At 38.7% G+C, this 21,952-nt stretch carries 14 protein-coding genes, 1 CRISPR repeat array and 1 other annotated feature; of the genes, 11 read left to right on the top strand and 3 right to left on the bottom strand.

Translation table 11 applies throughout. From position 1 onward, the window contains the following. A CRISPR array of direct repeats spans window positions 1-2,771; the repeat unit is 30 nt; unit sequence GTTTTTAGCCTACCTATAAGGGATTGAAAC. Window positions 2,772-3,088: 317 nt separating this feature from the next. The 9 genes from ACPLOV_RS08115 to ACPLOV_RS08075 all read left to right on the top strand — a co-directional run bounded on the left by ACPLOV_RS08115 (window position 3,089) and on the right by ACPLOV_RS08075 (window position 13,581). Continuing rightward, window positions 3,089-3,676 (top strand): thymidine kinase, encoded by a 588-nt coding sequence (locus ACPLOV_RS08115; protein WP_424909359.1) that lies wholly within the window; start codon window positions 3,089-3,091, stop codon window positions 3,674-3,676. Window positions 3,677-3,714: 38 nt separating this feature from the next. Then, on the top strand, window positions 3,715-5,589 hold the full coding sequence (locus ACPLOV_RS08110; RefSeq protein ID WP_424910992.1) for a hypothetical protein: 1,875 nt from the start codon (window positions 3,715-3,717) through the stop codon (window positions 5,587-5,589). A 47-nt stretch (window positions 5,590-5,636) separates the two neighbouring features. After that, window positions 5,637-6,656, top strand: coding sequence for a GerMN domain-containing protein (locus tag ACPLOV_RS08105; RefSeq protein ID WP_424910989.1), 1,020 nt, complete (start codon window positions 5,637-5,639; stop codon window positions 6,654-6,656). Between the two features lie 103 nt (window positions 6,657-6,759). After that, entirely contained in the window at window positions 6,760-7,665 is a 906-nt protein-coding gene (locus ACPLOV_RS08100; protein ID WP_424909357.1) for an amidase domain-containing protein, read from the top strand. A 55-nt stretch (window positions 7,666-7,720) separates the two neighbouring features. Beyond that, entirely contained in the window at window positions 7,721-8,878 is a 1,158-nt protein-coding gene (locus tag ACPLOV_RS08095; RefSeq protein WP_424909356.1) for a cation diffusion facilitator family transporter, read from the top strand. Between the two features lie 62 nt (window positions 8,879-8,940). Further along, window positions 8,941-9,363 carry a thioesterase family protein gene (locus ACPLOV_RS08090; protein WP_424909355.1) on the top strand — a complete coding sequence of 141 codons (423 nt, stop codon included), beginning with the start codon at window positions 8,941-8,943 and terminating at the stop codon, window positions 9,361-9,363. 153 nt (window positions 9,364-9,516) lie between these two features. Then, entirely contained in the window at window positions 9,517-9,957 is a 441-nt protein-coding gene (locus ACPLOV_RS08085) for a MarR family winged helix-turn-helix transcriptional regulator (protein WP_424909354.1), read from the top strand. A gap of 28 nt (window positions 9,958-9,985) precedes the next feature. After that, a complete protein-coding gene (locus tag ACPLOV_RS08080) occupies window positions 9,986-11,713 on the top strand; it encodes an ABC transporter ATP-binding protein (protein ID WP_424909353.1) in 1,728 nt (575 codons plus the stop codon). Further along, complete coding sequence (locus tag ACPLOV_RS08075; protein ID WP_424909352.1) at window positions 11,710-13,581, top strand: ABC transporter ATP-binding protein; 1,872 nt, start codon at window positions 11,710-11,712, stop codon at window positions 13,579-13,581. Before ACPLOV_RS08080 ends, ACPLOV_RS08075 begins: the two co-directional genes overlap by 4 nt. Here ACPLOV_RS08075 and ACPLOV_RS08070 read toward each other — a convergent pair whose 3' ends face one another. Further along, window positions 13,582-15,072, bottom strand: coding sequence for a sodium:solute symporter family transporter (locus ACPLOV_RS08070; protein ID WP_424910988.1), 1,491 nt, complete (start codon window positions 15,070-15,072; stop codon window positions 13,582-13,584). 48 nt (window positions 15,073-15,120) lie between these two features. Then, window positions 15,121-15,348, bottom strand: a binding site (T-box leader). A 153-nt stretch (window positions 15,349-15,501) separates the two neighbouring features. Here ACPLOV_RS08070 and ACPLOV_RS08065 point away from each other — a divergent pair. Then, window positions 15,502-16,734: a DNA methyltransferase gene (locus tag ACPLOV_RS08065; RefSeq protein WP_424910987.1), complete on the top strand. Its 1,233-nt coding sequence runs from the start codon at window positions 15,502-15,504 to the stop codon at window positions 16,732-16,734. A gap of 255 nt (window positions 16,735-16,989) precedes the next feature. On the opposite strand, the gene dnaE is transcribed toward ACPLOV_RS08065, so the two are convergent. Then, on the bottom strand, window positions 16,990-20,169 hold the full coding sequence (gene dnaE / locus ACPLOV_RS08060; protein ID WP_424909238.1) for a DNA polymerase III subunit alpha: 3,180 nt from the start codon (window positions 20,167-20,169) through the stop codon (window positions 16,990-16,992). Between dnaE and ACPLOV_RS08055 the strand changes: the two genes are divergently transcribed. Continuing rightward, entirely contained in the window at window positions 20,143-20,685 is a 543-nt protein-coding gene (locus ACPLOV_RS08055) for a hypothetical protein (RefSeq protein WP_424909237.1), read from the top strand. The genes dnaE and ACPLOV_RS08055 overlap by 27 nt on opposite strands. A gap of 29 nt (window positions 20,686-20,714) precedes the next feature. On the opposite strand, the gene ACPLOV_RS08050 is transcribed toward ACPLOV_RS08055, so the two are convergent. Next, window positions 20,715-21,944 carry an FAD-dependent oxidoreductase gene (locus ACPLOV_RS08050; RefSeq protein ID WP_424909236.1) on the bottom strand — a complete coding sequence of 410 codons (1,230 nt, stop codon included), beginning with the start codon at window positions 21,942-21,944 and terminating at the stop codon, window positions 20,715-20,717. Window positions 21,945-21,952 lie beyond the last annotated feature (8 nt).

The raw sequence follows: 21,952 nt of genomic DNA, 5'->3' as shown, positions 1-21,952 counted from the left end.
GTTTTTAGCCTACCTATAAGGGATTGAAACTCCGTGACGTAATAACATCTATCCATCATTATAAATGTTTTTAGCCTACCTATAAGGGATTGAAACGCCAAGCACCAAGACAAGGATCACAACGGGCAGCAGCCGTTTTTAGCCTACCTATAAGGGATTGAAACAATGCCCGGTTGAGCCGGACGGGCTTTTCCGGCTCTTGTTTTTAGCCTACCTATAAGGGATTGAAACCTTCTAATAACTTTATAATATCTATTACCTAAACTATGTTTTTAGCCTACCTATAAGGGATTGAAACAAGGTATAGAAAATAACTATAGGCTAAAGTAAGGAGGGGTTTTTAGCCTACCTATAAGGGATTGAAACTTTTGATAATGATTTTATGGAGAAAGTGAGGTTTTTGTTTTTAGCCTACCTATAAGGGATTGAAACCCTTTCATCAGGGAGGTGAATTGTGAGGGCTGAAATATTGTTTTTAGCCTACCTATAAGGGATTGAAACTTTTTTTGCCTTTTGCATTGCATACTTATTCAAAATGGTTTTTAGCCTACCTATAAGGGATTGAAACATAGTCCTACTATTATAGGCGTCGGTGAAGCAGGTCCAGTTTTTAGCCTACCTATAAGGGATTGAAACTAGTTTTTTGGACTAATTATTCCGTCCTTGACGACAGTTTTTAGCCTACCTATAAGGGATTGAAACGATTATATGGATATAAAAATAACTTGGGGATTTATAGGTTTTTAGCCTACCTATAAGGGATTGAAACTCCCTCCTTTTGTATATTTTGCCGCAAGCCTTATAGGCTTGGTTTTTAGCCTACCTATAAGGGATTGAAACAGTTTAATGGCAAAGAAAAAATATGGGAGGCAAAGAGGTTTTTAGCCTACCTATAAGGGATTGAAACCGAAAACCCGGGGAAATACATTTTTTGGTATTGGAGAGTTTTTAGCCTACCTATAAGGGATTGAAACTAGACCATCCTGATGGTGCAGTTACCACAGCAAAGCGTTTTTAGCCTACCTATAAGGGATTGAAACTATCCTCACGCACAATAATAAAAATATTCTTCCGCGTTTTTAGCCTACCTATAAGGGATTGAAACCGGCCATGAATGCGGTGGCTGCCTCGGCTACGGCCAGTTTTTAGCCTACCTATAAGGGATTGAAACTTCTGCCGCAGCCATTTATATACCGTTCTTAACCCGTTTTTAGCCTACCTATAAGGGATTGAAACGGAGACTGCCTACACGACCTCCGTCGTGCAAGCTCCTTGTTTTTAGCCTACCTATAAGGGATTGAAACCGGGTGACCCCCTACCCCCGTTCGAGTGCGTTATTTTGTTTTTAGCCTACCTATAAGGGATTGAAACGTTGATTCCGGTAAGTTATATTTGACTTCTGAAATACGTTTTTAGCCTACCTATAAGGGATTGAAACCTGGTGCGAGCAAGATGATTGTCCTTGGTGTGCTGGGTTTTTAGCCTACCTATAAGGGATTGAAACTTTATCGCCGGAACTCTATAATTGCTTTTATTTTCGCATGTTTTTAGCCTACCTATAAGGGATTGAAACGGATTTGGGCGTGGCGGGACAACACACCCAAATCCTGTTTTTAGCCTACCTATAAGGGATTGAAACGCAATCGTAATCATTCTATCATCCCCAGTCTATTTCGTGTTTTTAGCCTACCTATAAGGGATTGAAACTTAAAACAAAAAACATATCTATACAAGAAGTAATAGAGTTTTTAGCCTACCTATAAGGGATTGAAACAAGATAAGACCGCTGTTTCTGGGGTAAACTGCATTGGTTTTTAGCCTACCTATAAGGGATTGAAACTGACCAATATGATATTTGCCCATTTTGGTCTATTGAGTTTTTAGCCTACCTATAAGGGATTGAAACCATTCATCGCCATTGTTATACCCCCATAGCAACTAGCGTTTTTAGCCTACCTATAAGGGATTGAAACCTAGTAGTAGATGAAGCAGGTATAATATATAATTCTCGTTTTTAGCCTACCTATAAGGGATTGAAACTTTTCGTTAAAGAGGCATTTGTATAATCCCCTCTGGTTTTTAGCCTACCTATAAGGGATTGAAACTATTGACACAGAAAGACTTACTGAATTTTGGATAAGTTTTTAGCCTACCTATAAGGGATTGAAACGTGCATGGAGCTTAACTCAAAGGCCCAGCGGTATTGTTTTTAGCCTACCTATAAGGGATTGAAACTAACATTGGTGGTGAAATAATGATATGATAGAAGAAAGTTTTTAGCCTACCTATAAGGGATTGAAACTTTATAGGGATACCGGCACCGCCTGGCAGAAGGTGGGTTTTTAGCCTACCTATAAGGGATTGAAACTAAGGGTTTATGTCATCATTAACTGGGTTATTGTTGAGTTTTTAGCCTACCTATAAGGGATTGAAACACAGCGGGTTTGAAAAATATGCATATTCCGTTGCAATTAGTTTTTAGCCTACCTATAAGGGATTGAAACGTTTCTGTTTTATGTTCATTTTGCCACCTCCACTATAGTTTTTAGCCTACCTATAAGGGATTGAAACGAAGAAGAATTTAAAGGATATAAAGTAAATAAACAAGGTTTTTAGCCTACCTATAAGGGATTGAAACGGAGGTGGCGATAAGATGGTAAGAAGGAGAATAAGAGAGTTTTTAGCCTACCTATAAGGGATTGAAACTTTGAAGATTGCGTGTCTTTGAATGCTGTTAATTGGTTTTTAGCCTACCTATAAGGGATTGAAAATATATTAAATAGTATGTTTGAAACGGTATCAGAAATGGTATTTAGCATGAGAAGGATAAGAAGTGTTTTAAAACCAGAACAATATACAATAGTAGTAGATTATTATGATTAAAAAATTATGGTAAAAATTCATTTCGGGAATTAATACACCAACCGTTAGCTGAAGGTAAGGGTGTCCATCGCGAGGTGGAATTGGAAAGAAGCCGGAGTTATAAAAAAACGCCTTTTCAGGCGCTTTTATTTTTATTTGCTTAAAGGAATTTTTATGTTTTTTGTAGAAATTGTAATAAGACAAAGGGTTTTTATGGAGGGATATGATGTTAGAGGTTATATGCGGAAGCATGTTTTCGGGGAAAACCGAGGAGCTTATAAGAAGGCTCAGAAGATGCAGGATTGCCGGACAGTCGGTGGTATTACTAAAACCTGTAATAGATAAAAGAAGTGTTTGCGAGGCAAAATCTCATGATGGTAATACTTTCGAAGCGGTGGAAGTAACGAATGGATTGGATATATTAAAAGCATCGGCAAATGTGCAGGTTGTTGGGATTGATGAGGCGCAGTTTTTACCGGAAGATGCCATCCAGGCCATAATAGATTTATCTCGAATTTACGAAAAGAGGGTGATTGTATCGGGGCTTGACATGGACTATAAGGGAAGGCCTTTTGGAATAATGCCAGTTCTTTTAGCAGTAGCGGATGAGATTACCAAACTTCACGCCGTATGCGAAGACTGCAAGCAGAATGCTTCGGTGAGCTACAGGGTATCAAAAGAACAGGAGCAGGTAGTGATCGGGGCAAAGGACAAATACGTTGCTCTTTGCTGGAAATGCGCCATTAAAAGGGATGCCAGCAAATTAGGCGTATACAGCGGAAGCGATGTGTTAAATTCCGGGAAAAAGATATAATATAATAAATGGAAATAGGATGGTGTGACGTGGAAAATATGGGGAAATACGAAAAATTAGTAGAAAGGGCAAAAGGTTATTTAGAAAAAAGAGACTACAAAAAAGCAAAGGAATACTTTTATAAAGCCTTAGAAATCAGTGATAATGCGGTATTGAGAAATAATATAGCTTTGACGTTGTTTTTATTAGGGGATGTAGAAGAAGCACTAAATAATCTGCAGTTATTGTTTACGAGCAATGAGGAAAAGATGAAGCCTAATGCATATAGTTTTGCTTTAGCTTCTCAGATTTATTCATTTATGGGTAATGAACTTCAGGGAAGGTTTTTTCTCAAAAAAGCTATAGAAGAATTTGAAAATCTAAGGAAAATGTTTAACGTTTTTTTACCCGATTCATTAAAAGAATATGTAATAATGATAATGAAATCTGCCGCAGCTTTAAAAGACCATTATTTGGTATATGAACTTTTTAATAAATGGCAGGGCTACCATATAAGCTGGGAAAATTACTATTTAGCTGGTGTTGCATGTTTTAATATGAAAAAATATAAACAGGCGGCTAATTTATGGGATAAAATTTCAAAGAAAATTTTTTTTGCTTCTGATATTGCTAAAATAGCAATATTAATTCAGGATGGAACGATCCCTGCTTTTGAATTGGAATACGAAATATTGTCTTTAGAGGATTTGGAACAAATAATCAAAAAATCAGATGATCAAAAAGATGGATTAAAGAAAATAATAGATAATGGATTTGTAAGAATGTATTATTTATCCTATTTACTGGAAATATTAGAAAAAAATGTTTGTGATGAAATATGTGAAAATATGTTAAGACAGCTAATACTTTTTACCGATAGATGGGGAGATGAACTTGCAAAAAGGATTTTACAGTCCAATAGATTTCCGGAAAAAAGCAAATTCATTGCAGCAGGTGCCCTTGTAGAAAAAGGAGTATATAGTCCTAAAGACAAGATACCTGTCATTATAAATGGGCAGGAAACATATATAGAAATTAAGCAAACGCCAATTTTAAATGAGCGAAATGAGGATCTGGAAAAAATTTTATTAGAATCTCATACTTTGCTGGAAAAAAGCAAAATAGAGGACGCAATAAATCTTTTAGAAAAAACTATTAAAGAAAAAGGAATCTATCCTCCCATAGTCTTACAATTGGCAAACATATATAGAGATAAAAAAGAGTTTTTAAAGGCCCATTCTTTATACAAAATTCTGGAAGAATTGGGCTATATGCATCCCGAGTTTTTATATGACTATGCTTCTTTTTTGATGAAAGTTGGAGAAATCGATAAGGTTATTGAGCTTATAGATAGAATGGGAGATTTTGTAGAAAAGACTGATAATACTAAAATTAAAACAGAACTGGAAAGAGTGAAAACGCTTTTACTATTTATGATTCAATTAAAAGAATATAATTTAATGGAAGAAGAAAAAATGAGAAAAGAAATTGAAGAAAAGCCTTTACCTGTAGATGCCACACTAAAAAGAGGAATGAAAAATAAACCTGCTCACTGGATTGAAGGGGCTTATAATTTTTACGGATTAAATAAAACAAAAAAGAGAAATGAAAGAGAAAAAGAAATAATTGAATATTTGTTGAAAAAAGAAAATCTTAAAAAATCGATATTTGAACTGAGCGGAGAAGAAAAGGAAATATTGAAATATTTAATGGAAAAAGGCGGATGGAGCAAAATAGGCAACATTTCAAGGAAGTTTTGCTCAATGGAAGGAGAAGGATTTTTCTGGGATGAAGAGCCTCCGAAAAGCCCGCTGGCCAAGCTGTGGTTAAAGTGCTTGGTTAATATCGGTAAAACTAAGATTGAGGGTAAAAGCTATAAAATAGTTTCCATACCAGTGGATTTAAGAAATATGATAGCGGAAATACTAAAATAGATTTAAAATAGATTTAAGAAAAAAGTTTATCAGGAAGAAGGGTGTATATGAGAAAGTTAAGCTATTTGTTTATTTTCCTCTTAATTTTTACTTTGAGTTTTTCAGGGTGTGCAAAAAAAAGCCAGCCTCCAAAAGAAAATCCTCCAGTGGAGGAATTGAAAATCAGCGATTATTACCCAATTGCAGCAAATTTATACTGGATGTATGAAGGTGTGGGAAATGAATATGCGGGAGGCAGAGTGGATACGGAATTCATCGACAAAAACAGGGTTCAGCTTTCCAAGGATAACGGAGGAACGGTTGTGGCAATGGTTTTTGAAGTAAATGAAGATGGAGTGAAACTTATTTTTTCAAAGGAGGAAAGTTATTACAGGATAAATTACTTAAATGAAACACCTAATCAGGAAAAATTCTATTTAAAAGCACCGTTAAAAGTAGGTACGAGCTGGCAGGACGGAGAAACCACATGGACGATTGAAAGTTTAGATGAAAAGATTAAGGTCCCTGCAGGAGAGTATACATGCATTAAAGTTGTAGGCAAATCAAAGGATTCAACATTAGAAAGGTATTTTGCAAAAGGTGTAGGACTGGTCAAACAAAAATTTATTGCGGGAGAAACGGTGGTAGAAGATAATCTTTCAAAGTTTGGGGATGCGGAAAAGGATAACAACCTGCCCAAAAAAGATCTGGTTATATTTTATCCCTCTTCAAATATAGATAAATTATTGAAAGACCAGGTAACTGAATCTTTTAAGACGGGAGAAAGCCTGGCGGATAAAATTACAAATATTTTAAAACAGGAGAAATACAGGGTATTGAGCAAAGATGTCAGGCTTTTAGATCTTGAAAGAAAAGATACGGTGCTAAGGCTGAATTTTTCCAGGGATTTAATCAGCGGGATGAATGCGGGATCTTCTTACGAAGCATTGATTTTAGATAGCATTGTAAACACTTACGGAAATAATTTTGGGGTAGTAGGAGTAATCATAAACATTGAAGGGAAAGGATATGAATCAGGGCACTTTGCTTTTGGAAAGGACGAGGTTTTGAAGGTAAAACAACATTAAAATCAAAAACTTAAGATAAACGGGCTATCCAAATCAGGTAGCTCGTTTTTTTATGCAATTTTCCCCCTTTTTTCAAATAAACATAGAAAAAGGGGGGAAATGCATGATTATACCGGATGATAGCGAGTTAAAAAGGATTCACAATATGGCCGAAAATAAGGCTTTAATATTAAAAAATTTGGCGGATTCGATTATAACGGAAATAGAAATGAATCTTATCGGCAGGATAGAAAGCAGGTATTTAAAAAGATATGACAAAAAAATTGATTACCTTATGAAAAACTGGAATATATTAGAAATACCATTTGAAAAAATAAAATGGTATATAGATAATTTTCTTGGCTTTCTGGAGGATGAAAATTTAAGAAAAAGAGCTTTTGAATTTCTGGGTATTGAAAATCTGCAGGGATTTCAACCCCTGGATGTAAATCCTGGCTATAACAGGGCTCTGGCCGCAAAATACGCAGAAGACCATGCGGAAAATCCAAATACTTTTAAATACCCCTTTTTTGCAGGAGCCGATTGCGCTAATTTTATATCCCAGGTTCTGCACGAAGGAGGAATGGCTTTTTTCGGAGGGTCATGGGAGAGCTTCAACTCCTGGTTTTGCTATACAAATAGCGTTAATAATCTTACAAAAATCTCATTGACCTGGAGGGTTGCCAGGTATTTCAGGCGGCACTGGGGAAATGAAAACGGAATAGGAAGAAACAGGGCATATAATTATTCGGAGATGAAGGTAAAGGAGGCTCTGGAAAATTTTGATGGTTTGTATTCTTTTTTAATTGAAGGGGATGTAATACAGTACGGCGACCCTAAAAATTACGATATACCGTATCATACTCAGGTGATTCATTATAAGGGTTATAATCCCGATATTAAAAGAAATGATTTATTTATGGCCCAGCATACGCGAAACAGAAAAAATGTGTCCTTATTCAAATACCTGAAGGCTTTTAAGGATCCGGATGAAAGGCGTATTTATGTATATAAAATGAAGAAAGACTGAATTTTTGATATAATATGCGGTAGTAATTAATTTTTAAAGGAGGAGAATCGGTACAGTGGAAACAATAGATTCTGCTAAAAAACAGCATTTTGAAAGGGAAAAAAGAAGGGTTTATTACGGATTAATGAGCGGATACATAGGAATAGGAGTCAATATACTTTTGTTTATAATAAAATTTTTGATAGGTCAATTTACAAAAAGCGTAGCAATATCGGCGGATGCCTTCAATAACCTGGGAGATATCGGTTCATCGGTAGTTACTATTATAGGTTTTAAATTGGCTTCAAGACCGCCGGACAGGGATCATCCTTACGGATACGGAAGGGTTGAATATATTACGAGCTTTTTAATATCTTTATCCGTAATATTAATTGGCATTGAGCTTTTCAGGGATTCCTTGGGGAGGATATTAAATCCCATAAGGGTAGAGTTTAATATTATCTCTTTTATTATTCTTGTACTATCTGCGGGGGTAAAATTCTGGCTGGGGCGCTTTAATGCGAATCTTGCAAAAAAGATAGACTCCGGGGCTTTGAATGCCAGTGCTTTTGACAGTTTTGGGGATGTAATTTCCACTTTTGCGGTATCTATCTCTTTTTTGATGTCAAATTATACTAATTTGTCCATAGATGGGTTTATAGGAATATTTGTTTCACTTTTTATTATGTATTCTGGGTATAACCTTATAAAAGAGTCGGTGGATGTTTTGATAGGAACAAAGCCGGAAAAAGGCTTGACTGAGGAAATTGAAAATATCGCCCTTTCGAAAGAAGGAATTACCGGTATTCACGATATGATGGTGCATAATTACGGCCCGGGAAGGTGCATAGTTACCTTTCATGCCGAAGTGCCGGAAAACATGCCCATTGATGAAGCCCATGAAATCATTGATGAGCTGGAAAGGGAGTTAATGGAAGAACTTGGAGTATTTGCGGTGGTTCACATGGACCCGGTAAATTTTGACGATGAGGAGCTCAACAAAACCAGGGTTGAATTGGAGGATATTTTAAAAGATTTCCCGGAAATTTTGTCCTTTCACGACTTAAGGGTGGTAGGGAAGGGAGGAAAGAAAAATATTATTTTTGATATCGTGGTATCCCATGATGTAAAAAATGAGGAGGAAAGGGAATTAAAAAAGGAAATCACCAATAAAATTAAAGAAAGATATCCAGGGTATAACCCGGTTATAGTGGTGGACAGGGAATATGTTTAAAAGTAGAAAAAAATATTAAAATGTAATATAATATTAAGAAAATATTCAAAAGGGGGATATTTATGAAAATCCCTGAATTTAAAATAGGAATGAGCGCCACTTTACAAAAAAAGATAACTGAAAAAGAGGCGGCTTTTGATTACGGTATGGGAGTTTTAAAAAGCCTATTGGATACGCCCTCGACCGTAAAGCTGGTGATTCAAGCAGCGTCGAAAATGATTGACCCTCTCCTTCCGGAAGGTTTGGTTTCCATAGGTAAAGGCATAAACGTTATTCATTTAGAGCCGGTACCTGTGGGTATAACGGTAACCGTAGAAGTTACATTAAAAGAAGTTGATAAAAACAGGCTCCTTTTTGAATTTGTTGTATACGATGAGCTAAGCGAGGTTGCAAGAGGACATCACGAAAGGTATATTGTAAGTGAAGATATTATTAAAAATAAAGCAAAAGACCGTTTGGAAAATTTGAGCGGGTTTAATATTTAATCTCATGCCGGTAAAAAGAGGCTTTAAAGGTTTCTTTTTACCGGCTTTCTTAATTAGAAAAAATATTTTAAAACAGTTTAATTTCTTTTTTATAAAGGTTATAATATTGTATTAGTTAGACGTCTAATAAATTTTAAAACAAGGGGAGATTTTATGGAATGTTTTGACGAAAATTCTCTTTACGGATTGTTTATCAGGGTTATAAAGCTTCACTATTTGAAAATCCACCACCTGCTGGAAAGTTTAGATATTTATCCCGGCCAGCCTCCTCTTTTAATTTCTCTTCATAAAAAAGACGGGCAAAGTCAAGCGGAACTGGCAAAAAAGATTAAAGTAAAGCCCGCTACCCTAACCATTATGCTTAAAAGGATTGAAAAGGCAGGGCTTATAGAAAAAAGACAGGATGAGCAGGATCAAAGGGTGCAGAGAGTATATTTAACGGAAAAGGGGAGAAAAACCTGCGAAAAATTAAAGGATATATTAAAGTGTATTGAAAGCGAATGCTTTAAGGATTTTACCCCGGAAGAAAGGGAAAATTTAAATGTTTTGCTGAGAAAAATAGCCGGCAACCTGGAAAGCTCTTTTAAAAAGTAGATGCGACTTACAAAATGGAGGTGAAAAAATGGGTAGACTATTTAAATTTTTAAAGCCTTATAGATGGCAGGTGTTTTTTTCATTAAGCCTGGTATTTCTTTCAGCCCTTTCGGAATTGTACCTGCCTAATTTAATGGCGGACATTGTAGATCAGGGGGTTGTCAAAGGGGATGTAAGCTATATCTTTCAAAGAGGTAAAATTATGATGGTTGTTGCCTTTGGAGGGGCAATTGCCTCCATATTGGCAAGTTTCTTATCTTCCCATGCCGCTATGGGGTTTGGAAAAATTTTGAGAAAAGAAATATTTTCCCGCGTAGAAAATTTTTCCCTTCATGAATTTGACAGGTTTGGAACGGCTTCTTTAATTACCCGTACCACCAATGATGTAAACCAATTACAAATAGCAGTGTTAATGGGTATGCGAATGATGGCAAGGGCTCCTTTAATAGGCATCGGCGGTATTTTCATGGCAGTATTAAAGGATGCAAAACTTTCTTTAATTGTGTTAATTTCCGTACCTTTTATCTTGTTGCTGGTTTATATATTCTTCCACAGAGCCACCCCGCTTTTTAAGGAGATTCAAAGGAAAATAGACCGGGTGAACCTGGTCCTTCGGGAAAACTTGACGGGGATCAGGGTTATAAGGGCTTTTAATAAAATTAATTATGAGAAAAAGAGGTTTAAAGAGGCAAACAGGGATTTAACGGAAGCTTCGATAGTTGTAAATAGAATGATTTCTGGGCTTATGCCGTTGATGATGCTTTTATCAAATTTTTCGCTTATTGCAATTATATGGTTTGGAGGATTACGGATTGATGCGGGGAGAATGCAGGTAGGAGATTTAATGGCCTTTATCCAGTACGTGATGCAGATAATGTTTTCGGTAATAATGCTTTCCATGATTTTTGTAATGCTTCCCAGGGCTTCCGCCTCTGCTTTAAGGATAAATGAAGTGCTGGAGGTTATGCCTGAAATAAAAGACCCGGAAAATCCGGTGAGATTGGAAAATGCAAAAGGAACGGTGGAATTTAAAAATGTCACTTTTTATTATCCCGGTGCTAAAGAACCGGCTCTGCAGGATATATCTTTTAAAGCCGAACCGGGCAAGGTTACGGCGATAATAGGAAGCACCGGTGCAGGGAAAACCACCCTTTTAAACCTTATAATGAGGTTTTACGATGTCAGCCGGGGAAGCATACTGGTGGATGGGGTGGATATAAGAAATCTATGTCAGGAGGAATTGAGAAGCCTTGTGGGGTATGTGCCCCAGAAAGCGCTTTTGTTTTCGGGGACAGTGAAAGAAAACATAAGCTTTGGGAATAAAAATGCTACCGATGAAATTATAAAAAAGGCGGCGGATATTTCCTGCGCTACGGAATTTATACAGAATATGGGTCGAGGTTTTGATTCGGAAATATCCCAGGGAGGAGTAAATCTTTCCGGAGGACAGAAACAAAGGCTCTCTATAGCCAGGGCACTGGCAAAAAAGGCAAGAATATACCTTTTCGATGATTGTTTTTCCGCTCTGGATTTTAAAACGGATTTAAAGGTTCGCACGGCAATTAAGAAAGAAATAAAAGATGCTACCATTATTATTGTGGCTCAAAGGGTAGCCACCATAATGGATGCGGATCAAATTATAGTGATTCACGAAGGCAAAATAGCCGGGATCGGTACGCATAAAGAACTTTTTAAAACCTGCGATGTGTACAAAGACATCGTTTTATCACAAGTTTCGGAGGAGGAGTTGGCATGAGCATAGGACACGGAGGACCCGGTTTTTCCCCGAGAAGGATGGGAGGAAGGGGATTTGCCGGTGGCCCGCCGATGGCAAGGCCTGCTGAAAAACCTAAGGATTTAAAGGGAACGCTTATAAGATTGACGGGATATTTGCAGCCCTTTGCTGTGCAGTTTTATATAGTTTTTTTAATGACGATATTAAGCACGCTTTTTAATATAATTGCTCCCAAAATCATGGGAAAGGCCACGACCAAGCTTTTTGAAGGTCTTATTGCAAAGATGATGCATATCCCCGGGGCTAAAATTGATTTTGCATATATCTTAAAAATATTGATATTATTGGCGGCTATTTACTCTTTTAGCTCACTTTTTTCCTACCTGCAGCAGTACATTATGGTCGGTGTTTCCCAAAGAACCGTGGAAAATATGAGGAGGGATGTTTTTAATAAGTTATCGAAACTGCCGCTGAAATATTTTGACTCCCGCAATCACGGGGAAATATTGAGCCGGGTGACTAACGATATTGATAATATCAGCGCTACTCTTCAGCAAAACATAATCCAGCTGTTATCTTCCTTTGTGACGATAATAGGGATTGTAATAATGATGCTCACCATTAGCCCTCTTATGACTCTTATAACTGCCGTTACCCTTCCTTTGAGCGTAGTAGCCACATTGTCGGTGGCTTCTCGCTCCCAGAAACTATTTTCCAAACAGCAAAGAGTTCTGGGGGAGTTAAACGGGCATATAGAAGAAACTTACGGTGGATTCAATGTGGTTAAAGCATTTAACCGGGAAAAGGATATGATAAAGGTTTTTGATGAAATAAATGAAAATCTATACGGTGCTTCCTGGAAGGCTCAATTTATGTCGGGAATCATTATGCCTATCATGAACTTTATCAGCAACTTGGGGTATATAGCCGTTTGTATCCTCGGCGGGATATTTGTTACAAGAAAAAGTATTACCATAGGCGATGTTCAGGCATTCCTGCAGTACTCCCGGCAGTTCAATCAACCCATAACCCAGACGGCTAACGTGGTAAATATTATTCAGTCCACCATTGCCTCTGCGGAAAGGGTATTTGAAATTTTGGACGAAGAGGAAGAGGTCCCTGATGAGGAAAAGATTGTGCTAAAAGAGGTAAATGGGGATGTAAAGTTTGAAAATGTATGGTTTAGCTACAGGCAAGATACTCCGCTCATAGAGGATTTGAATATAGATGTGAAATCCGGTCAAACCGTGGCGATCGTGGGTCCCACGGGTGCCGGAAAAACCACCCTGGTAAATCTTTTAATGCGTTTTTACGAGATACAGGGCGGAAGGATAACCGTTGATGGCGTGGATATAAGGGACATAAGCCGCGAAAACCTGCGAAAAATTTTCGGTATGGTTCTTCAGGATACCTGGTTATTTAATGGAACAATAAAGGAAAATATTGCTTATGGAAAAGAAGGAGCAACCGATGAAGAGATAATAGCAGCGGCAAAAGCGGCTCATGCCCACCATTTTATTAAAACTCTGCCTCAGGGATATGACACGGTGATTAATGAAGAAGCCTCAAACCTTTCTCAGGGACAAAAACAGCTAATTACAATTGCCCGGGCGGTAATCGCAAACCCCGATATACTGATACTCGATGAAGCTACGAGCAATGTGGATACTCTAACGGAAATATATATTCAAAAAGCCATGAAAAGTTTAATGAAAGGAAGAACAAGTTTCGTGATAGCCCACAGATTATCTACCATCAGGGATGCGGACATTATCCTGGTGGTGAATAAAGGGAAAATTGTGGAGAAAGGGACTCACAGGGAACTTTTGGAAAAGTGCGGTTTTTACGCAGATCTTTATAAGAGCCAGTTCATGGGGGCTGCGGTTTAATTAAAAATCCTCTTCAACCCTCTGTGAGCCCATGATATCATGAAAAACCAGGGATTCTCGCTTTGTTATAAAAAGATTATCTAACTTGCTGACCACAGGGACCACAATTAACGGTAAAAGCATGGCCAGGCTTCCGAACATAGGAATCTTTCCCGAATCGAATTTATATATTATCGATAACCCCAGGGATATAGAAAGGCCCGTAATAGAGCCTGCCCATGCGCCCAGCTTTGTGGTGTCTTTCCTGAAAAGCCCGAAAACATACGGAGCAAGAAAAGTTCCAGCAACGGTTCCCCAGGAAATAGCCATAAGGGTTATTATGATAGAAGGTTTTAAAATGGCTATTATCAGGGAAAGTCCGATAAAGATTAAACAGAATAATCTCATTAAGGTTACCTTAGATTTTCCTGAGATTTTTATACCCAGCCCTTCGATTAAATCCACGCTAACGGCAGAGCTCGAAATCAATACCAGCGAGGAAAGGGTGGACATGGAAGCGGATATGACAAGAGCCAGGATGATTGCGGCTATGGCTTCCGGCATCGCCATTTGTATAATTTTTGGGACCATTAAATCCGGGTTGGGTTTTCCTCCTTCTAAGGGGATGGAATTGAAAAATAACCTTGTCATGGAACCGATAAAGTAGGCCGTAAAGCTTATTACCAGCGAGAAAACCGTTGTAATTACCGTTGCAGGTTTAATGGCTTTTTCATCTTTTATGGAATAGAATTTATGGACCATTTGAGGTAATCCCCATGGACCTAAGCTGGTTAATACCACAAGGAAAAATAGCGGCCAAAAACCAGGAGGTCCTATAGGGGAAACCAATTTGGGATTTATTTGAGAAAGTTTTCTAATCCCTGTCAAGATCCCGCCAACGCTGGGGTGGGAGGTGATGGAATAAATCATTATTAAGCTTCCAGAAAACATGATTATCCCCTGAATAAAATCCGAAAGGCTTACGGCGAAATAACCGCCTAGAATTAAATAAAAAGCTGTCAATCCCGCCATTATTATAAGTGCTAATTGATAATTGATGTTAAATACGCTTTCGAAAAGATAGCTCAGCCCCATGTAAACCGAAGCGGAGTAAGGAACCAGAAATATAAAAATAACAAGAGCAGAAAATATTCTGTAAAAAGGCGAATTATATCTTGCTGCAAGAAGTTCCGGGAGCGTGCGGGCGTTTAACCGCCGGGTAATTTCTTTTGTGGGTTTTGCCAGAACCCTCCACGCTAAGTATCCGCCGATCAAACTATTTCCAATAGCAATCCAAAGCCCGGAAAGCCCAAACCCCCATCCGATTTTCCCCGCATAACCGATAAAAATCACTGCAGAAAAATATGCCGTACCGTAGGCGAAAGCTGACATCCAGGGCCCCATATTTCTCCCTGCAAGTAAAAAGTCGTTGAGATTTTTGGTTTTTTTCATACCTATTATCCCGACAGCAATCTGGGATAAAATGTAAAGAAAAAGAATAAAAAACTTCACTTTAAACTCCCTCCTTATTATTTTTTGATAAAAAAAAAACCCGCCCCGTAAAGGGGCGAGTTTTTTACTCGCGGTACCACCCTGATTGATTTATCACGGAAAAATCCCTGATAAACCCACTCTTCCCCCTAACGCGGGGCAAACGGCTCAGCCTACTCGAAGACCTTTCAGCCTGCGGCATCGGGAATGTACTTCACCGCAAAAACTTACCGGTTCGCACCGTCCACCGGCTCTCTTTGAAGCGTTTGCGGTTACTCTTTCCCTCATCGCCTGTTTATGGTATATTATTAAGAGGCTTGAAAAAATAAATTTTCAACACATTAAATTGTCATAATATTGAAATAGTAAATTGTAAAATATTATCCTATATTATATAGCCTATCTTTTGCTGTGTCAATATGCGCGGGAAAAATTTTTCGGGGGATTTATATGAGGATTTTACAATTATTGAAATTAAAAAAGAAAGAAGAGGCAATTAGTTTTCTTGAAAATGCAGATTATAATGTGGAATTTTTTGAGTACAGCGGACAGAAGATACCGAGAATTTACGGTGAGTTTTGGACTTCAAAGCAGCGACAGAGCTCTTCTATACACGAAATATCTTACAGGGCATGTTTTAAACCGGAACTTCCCCATTTTTTTATTAATCTTTTGACAAAAAGAGGAGATGTGGTATATGATCCCTTCTCAGGGAGAGGGACAACCGTTATCGAAGCAGGACTTAACGGAAGAAGGATTATTTCCAACGATGTAAATCCGTTGAGCGAAATCTTATGTAAACCCCGCTTTTTTATACCTGATTATGAAAATGTAAAGGAAAGGCTTGAGCACATTCCTGTAAAAAAACATATCTTTTGCGATATAGACCTTTCTATGTTTTATCATCCCGAAACATTAAAAGAAATATTGTCACTGAAAGAGTATTTAAACGGTCAAAGACAAAAGGGAGAAGAGGATCCTATAGATTTGTGGATCAGGATGGTGGCTACCAACAGGCTTTCGGGCCATTCTTCCGGATTTTTTTCGGTCTATACCCTGCCTCCCAACCAGGCGATTTCTCCCGAAAGGCAAAGAAAAATAAATGAGAGGCTGAATCAGACACCTCTTTATAAAAATACTAAAAGTATAATTCTAAAAAAGACCGGGAGCCTTTTGAGAAAGATTACCCCGGAACAAAAAAAGAACTTACTTTTAGCAGGGCAAACGGGACTTTTTCTATCAAAGGATGCAAGAGATACAAAAGAAATACCCGACAGCACTGTGAGCCTCACCGTCACCTCTCCGCCCTTTTTGGATGTGGTGCAGTATCATCAGGATAACTGGCTGCGCTGCTGGTTTAACGGGATAGATTCGGAGGAGATTGCAAAGAAAATTACTATGGTGAAAACCGTTAAAGAATGGTGCAATGTGATGCAGGAGGTATTTTTCGAACTTTACCGGGTTACCAAAAGCGGCGGATATGTAGCTTTTGAGGTTGGAGAAGTAAAAAAGGGTAAAGTCCCCCTTGATGAATACGTGATACACCTTGGAATCAGGGCAGGATTTACCTGCGAAGGAATCCTCGTGAATTACCAGAAATTTACCAAAACTTCAAAAATATGGGGAATTGAAAACAACCAATTGGGAACGAATACAAATAGGATTGTGGTTTTTAGTAAGTAAAGCCATTCTTTTGCCATTAGGTATCACTTCCTTCTAATAATAAGAATTTTTCCTTAAAACGGTGAAAAAAAAACTTTACCTTTAACCCGCTGTCAAGTTTTACCGTATCGGGAGAAATTATTTCGGAAACATTGTAGTATTTTTCTTTATCAAAATCTATGAGCTTTGGGTCAACTACTGGGGAAGCATCTTTGATTCTCGGGGTGAACCCATTACATTAGCGCCGCCGCTTGTGTTCATTGTGGTTTTAAAAATTTACGCCGTGGAATTTCTTGAAAGGTAGCACACCTCTTTTAGAGGCAGGATTTTTTCCGCAACAATAGTAGGGGTGCCGTCGTCGTTTATATCGTTAGTTCCCCATATCACCAGCGGGCGGGAGTATTCAAGGAAAAGCTCGCATTTTTTTATAACTTCGGGGAAGACAACCAGTTCCAGACTTCCCGTAAGGTCTTCTATGCTTGCAAAAAGCATCCTTTCTCCCTTTCTTGTTCGTGCCCGCCGCATATCCGTTATTATGCCGGTTACGCATACCTTTGTTTTCTTCTGCATTTCACCTACTTGAGACAGGGTATGGGTTCTTATATTCCCTGCGGCTTCTTCAAAAAATTCCATGGGATGTCTTGTGATGTAATGCCCTAAGGACAAAAGCTCGTGGGAGAGTCTTTCAAAGGGAGAAAAATCCGATAACATTACGTCGTCTATCAGGGGCTCAAAAGAGGGACTGCTTTCGCCAATAGAAAGCTGATTGCCGTCAATAGCTCTGGTTTCCTTTAGGACCTTTTTTAAAGCCAGAAGCAAAACGGGCTTTTTAATCCCGAAGGAATCAAAGCAGCCGGCGAGTATAAGGGATTCAAGGGATCTGGAATTTATTATTTTTTTATTTACCCTTTTTACAAAATTGAAAAATCCTGAAAAAGGTTCTTCTTCTCTTAAAGAATATATTTCCTTGATTCCTTGAGGTCCAAGGTTTTTGATTAAGCCAAGTCCGGTTCGAATAAAAATTTTACCTTCTTCAATTTCCGGAGTAAACCCTATACCGCTTTTGTTTATATCGGGCAATAGAATTTGTATCCCCGAGTTTCTGGCTTCGCAGAGATATCTTTGAAGCCTCGACGGCGTATCCATATAAAGGGTGAGGAGGGAAGAAAAGTACTCCACCGGGTGGTGAACTTTCAGGTAAACCGTGTAATAAGCCAAAAGCGCATAGGAAATGCTGTGAGATTTATTGAAACCGTAGTCTCCGAAAGCTTCTAAGGTACTGAATATTTCCAGGGCGGTTTTTTCTTCAATACCTTTTTTTTTCGCTCTTTCTAAAAATTTCGGTTTTTCCTTTTCAATCTTTTCCTTATCCTTTTTGGCAATAGCTCTCCTTAAAAGGTCTGCTTCGCCGAGACTGTAATCGGCAATGATGTTTGCCGCCTGCATGAGCTGTTCCTGGTATATGAAAACCCCGTAGGTGGAAGAAAGCACCTCCTCTAAAAGGGGGTGGGGGAAGGATACGGGGCTTTTCCCCTTTTTTCTTTTCACGTATTCTTCGGTCATTCCGCTGGTAATGGGACCGGGCCTGTAGAGGGCGAGAACATGGGAGATTTCCTCGATGCTTTCGGGGCCAACCTTTCTTAAAAGAGACCTCATGCCGCTGGATTCCAATTGAAAGGTACAGGTGGTATTTCCCGCTTTTATAGCCTCAAAGGTTTTTGAATCGTTTAGAGGTATATCCTTTAACGAAAGTCTTATCCCTTTTGTCTTTTCGATAAATTTTAAGGTGCTGTCTATCACGCTTAAAAATCTCAAACCCAGAAGGTCTATTTTCACCAGGCCCAGATCTTCTAATGCGTACATATCCGCCTGGGTTATGATTTCTTCCCCCGAGGCCCTTTCTAAGGGGACGTATTCGGTTAGCGGTTTATCCGCTATCACCACGCCTGCTGAATGCTGGGTCATGTGGCGGGGGAGCCCCTGCAGTTTTTTAGCGATATAAAAGGCTTTCTTTGTTTTTTCCGATGAAAGGACTTCATTTTTAAAACCAGGGCTTTGAACGATGAGTTTTCCCAGGTCTACGGCGGAATAAGGTATAAAAGAAGTCAAGCGATCAACGGTTTCGTAGGGAAGTCCTATTGCCCTTCCCGTATCCCTGAGCACCGCCCTGGCCTGCAGGGTGGAAAAGGCTCCCGCATGGGCTATATTTTCTTTCCCGAATCTTTCCCTTATAAAATCCAAAACCTTTCTCCTGCCCGTATGGCAAAGGTCTACGTCTATATCGGGAGGGCTTATCCTCTCGGGGTTTAAGAACCTTTCGAATATCAGGTGGTATTTTACCGGGTCTACGTCGGTAATAAAGAGACAGTAAGCTACGAGGCTTCCGGCCGCCGAACCTCTGCCGGGCCCCACCATTATTCCGCTTTGCCTTGCAAAATCTATAATTTCTTTTACTACAAGAAAATAGCCCGTAAAGCCCGTCTTTGATATCACTGAAAGCTCGTATAAAAGTCTCTCTTCTATTTTATCCGGGAGAGGATATCCATAACGTATAAACGCCCCTTCGTAGGCCATCTTTTTAAGGTATTCTTCTTCGGAAAAGCCTTCCGGCACCTTAGTTTTTGGCAGTTTTGGAGTATTGAGGGCAAGTTTTACATCACATCTTTTTGCAACACATTCGGTATTCAGCAAAGCCTGGGGCACCTCTAAAAAAAGCTTTTTCATCTCCTCTTCGGATTTAAGGTAGTGTTCCGGAGTGGTATAGCGGGGGGACTCTTCCACTGTAGACAAAGTCTGAACCGCCATAAGCACCCTGTGAAGGGTGTAGTCGGTTTTTTCAATAAAATGCACATCATTGGTAGCTACGATATCCAGTTTTAGCTCTTTGGACATATTCAAAAGCCAGAAATTGACTTTTTTCTCTAGGGGGAGACCGTGGTATTGAAGCTCCAAAAAAAAGTTATCTTTTCCGAAAATGTCTATGTAATTTTTCGCTTCGTTTTTTGCACCATCGATATCGCCTTTGAGGATCAATTCCGGTAGTTTTCCCTTTACGCAGCCGCTTAAGGCTATAAGCCCTTTTGAATACCTGCTTAATAAGGTTTTATCCGTCCGGGGCTTAAAGTAAAAACCTTCCAAATGCGAAAGGGATATTATCTTGTAGAGGTTTTTTAAACCTTCCTCGTTTTCTGCCAGCAGGACTAAATGATTTGGAGATTCCTTTCCCTCCTTCTTTTTCATATTGTCCACAACGTAAATTTCGCAGCCTATCAACGGTTTTATTCCGTTTTCCATGCAGGTTTTGTAAAAAGGGACCATTCCGTATAGCCCTCCGTGATCCGTAAGGGCAAGGGAGTCAAAGGACAGGTCCTTTGCTTTTTTTATTAAATCCCTCAGGCGGCAAAGGCCATCCAAGAGGCTGTACTCCGTATGAAGGTGAAGGTGGCAAAAGCCCATATAAAAATCTCCTCCATCCAAACAAATGTTCGATTATATTATACACAAAAAAGGAGAAATTTAAAAGAGAAAATAATTTTAGGAGGAGAAATAATCGGTGTGATAACCGGATTTATTGCAGGTATTTTCGCTGCAATATTTTGCCTTTTTTTTAATAGTTTTCTTTACAAACTGCATAAGGATAAAGCAGTGGTTTACGAAGCGCCGTTTTTGGAAGAGTTTATTAAAACATATACGGCGGTTTTGTTTCGTGGGAATATTTTGTTTTCCCATTTCGGATTCGGAGTAATAGAAGGAATCTTTGATTTCCTGAAGGATGAAAAGGGGAAGATGAACAGGACTGCAGCTTATTTTGCAGTTTTAAGTCATATGCTTTTTGGAATGATCGTATATTATGCGGTGAAATCAGGATATCCTGTTTTTGCAGGATTTTTAATATCAAGCTTTCTTCATCTTCTATGGAATATTTTTATTTACAGGATGAAAAAAGATAATAAAAATAAAAGCCCGGGATGATTTCCCGGGTTCGGGTTAAAGCGGTAATTTTAAAAAAGCGACAATTTGTCATCAATGGCAGCTGCAGAAATATCTTGGATTGGAATTATCTCCTTTATTTCCCCATCAAACATTAGGACAAGACTGGGCTCTCCTTTAATTCCCAGCCTTTGAGCCATGCTTTTTCCTTTATATACATCTATTTTGTTGAATTTTATTTCGGGGTGTTTTTTACAATATTCTTCTACCAGAGTCATTTTTTCTCTGGAAAGGGCATCGGTAGGGTCGTAGCATAAAACAATCTGGGAACCTTTTACTCCTTTGAATTCTTTTTCGAACATTTCCGTTTCAGCAATATACCGTTCGGCCATGAAGCCGGCGATGGCACCGTCCCCCACGGAAGTAGCCACCTGCCTTAAGGTTTTTTCTCTTACATCGCCGCAGGCGAAAACACCCGGGATATTTGTTTCCATGTTTTCGTTGGTTATAATATAGCCTCTTTCGGTCATGTTTAATATTCCTTTAAAAATGTCTGTATTTGGTAAATAACCGATGAAAAGGAAGCATCCGTCTACCTTCACCGGTATTTTTTCTCCCGTTTTCACATTTCTTAAAACAACGGTCTCAAGGGTTTCACCGCCGACAAATTCATCCACTATAGTATTCCAAATAAAATGAAGTTTTTCATTCTTTAATGCCTGTTCCTGAGCAACCTTATTTGCATCCATTATTCCAACGTCATGGATAACGGAAATATAAATTTTATTGGCGAATTTGCTTAAAAATATGGATTCTTCGATTGCTGCATCGCCGCTGCCTACTACCAATACGTCTTTTCCGGTATAGTAAGCGGCATCACAGGTGGAACAAAAGGATATACCCTTGCCGAAAAGAAATTTTTCTTCATTTTTTGCGCCTGTTAAACGTGGTTTGCCGCCGGTTGCTACAATTACAACTTTAGCGTGGTAGTCGGTTCTGAAGGTTTTAACCACCTTTGTTTCCCCTTCCAGCTCTACTCCGGTGACATCTGCGTATTTTATTTTTACACCGAATTTTTTAACCTGCTGTTCAAAAAGTTTCATGAGACCAGTACCGGAATTTCCTTCGGGGAAACCGGGATAATTTTCTATTTCATTCGTGTAAGTTGCAAGACCGCCCATTAAGGACTTTTCAAGAAGGATGGTATTTAATCTTGCCCTTCCGCAGTATATGGCAGCGGTCATACCGGCTGGACCACCACCAATGACCACAACATCGTAGTTTTCAATATTTTTTGGCATATATTTTC

This window comes from Thermovenabulum sp., from assembly GCF_049723235.1.
GTDB lineage: Bacteria > Bacillota > Thermosediminibacteria > Thermosediminibacterales > Thermosediminibacteraceae > Thermovenabulum.
Note: the sequence above shows the minus strand (reverse complement) of the source record. Positions and strands in the feature narration are given on the sequence as shown.

Bases quoted from the DNA above. Each gene is read 5' to 3' on its own strand.
- ACPLOV_RS08115 (WP_424909359.1), top strand. From the start codon at position 3,089: ATGTTAGAGGTTATATGCGGAAGCATGTTTTCGGGGAAAACCGAGGAG.
- ACPLOV_RS08110 (WP_424910992.1), top strand. From the start codon at position 3,715: ATGGGGAAATACGAAAAATTAGTAGAAAGGGCAAAAGGTTATTTAGAA.
- ACPLOV_RS08105 (WP_424910989.1), top strand. From the start codon at position 5,637: ATGAGAAAGTTAAGCTATTTGTTTATTTTCCTCTTAATTTTTACTTTG.
- ACPLOV_RS08100 (WP_424909357.1), top strand. From the start codon at position 6,760: ATGATTATACCGGATGATAGCGAGTTAAAAAGGATTCACAATATGGCC.
- ACPLOV_RS08090 (WP_424909355.1), top strand. From the start codon at position 8,941: ATGAAAATCCCTGAATTTAAAATAGGAATGAGCGCCACTTTACAAAAA.
- ACPLOV_RS08085 (WP_424909354.1), top strand. From the start codon at position 9,517: ATGGAATGTTTTGACGAAAATTCTCTTTACGGATTGTTTATCAGGGTT.
- ACPLOV_RS08080 (WP_424909353.1), top strand. From the start codon at position 9,986: ATGGGTAGACTATTTAAATTTTTAAAGCCTTATAGATGGCAGGTGTTT.
- ACPLOV_RS08075 (WP_424909352.1), top strand. From the start codon at position 11,710: ATGAGCATAGGACACGGAGGACCCGGTTTTTCCCCGAGAAGGATGGGA.
- ACPLOV_RS08065 (WP_424910987.1), top strand. From the start codon at position 15,502: ATGAGGATTTTACAATTATTGAAATTAAAAAAGAAAGAAGAGGCAATT.
- ACPLOV_RS08055 (WP_424909237.1), top strand. From the start codon at position 20,143: ATGAAGGTGAAGGTGGCAAAAGCCCATATAAAAATCTCCTCCATCCAA.
- dnaE (WP_424909238.1), bottom strand. From the start codon at position 20,169: ATGGGCTTTTGCCACCTTCACCTTCATACGGAGTACAGCCTCTTGGAT.
- ACPLOV_RS08050 (WP_424909236.1), bottom strand. From the start codon at position 21,944: ATGCCAAAAAATATTGAAAACTACGATGTTGTGGTCATTGGTGGTGGT.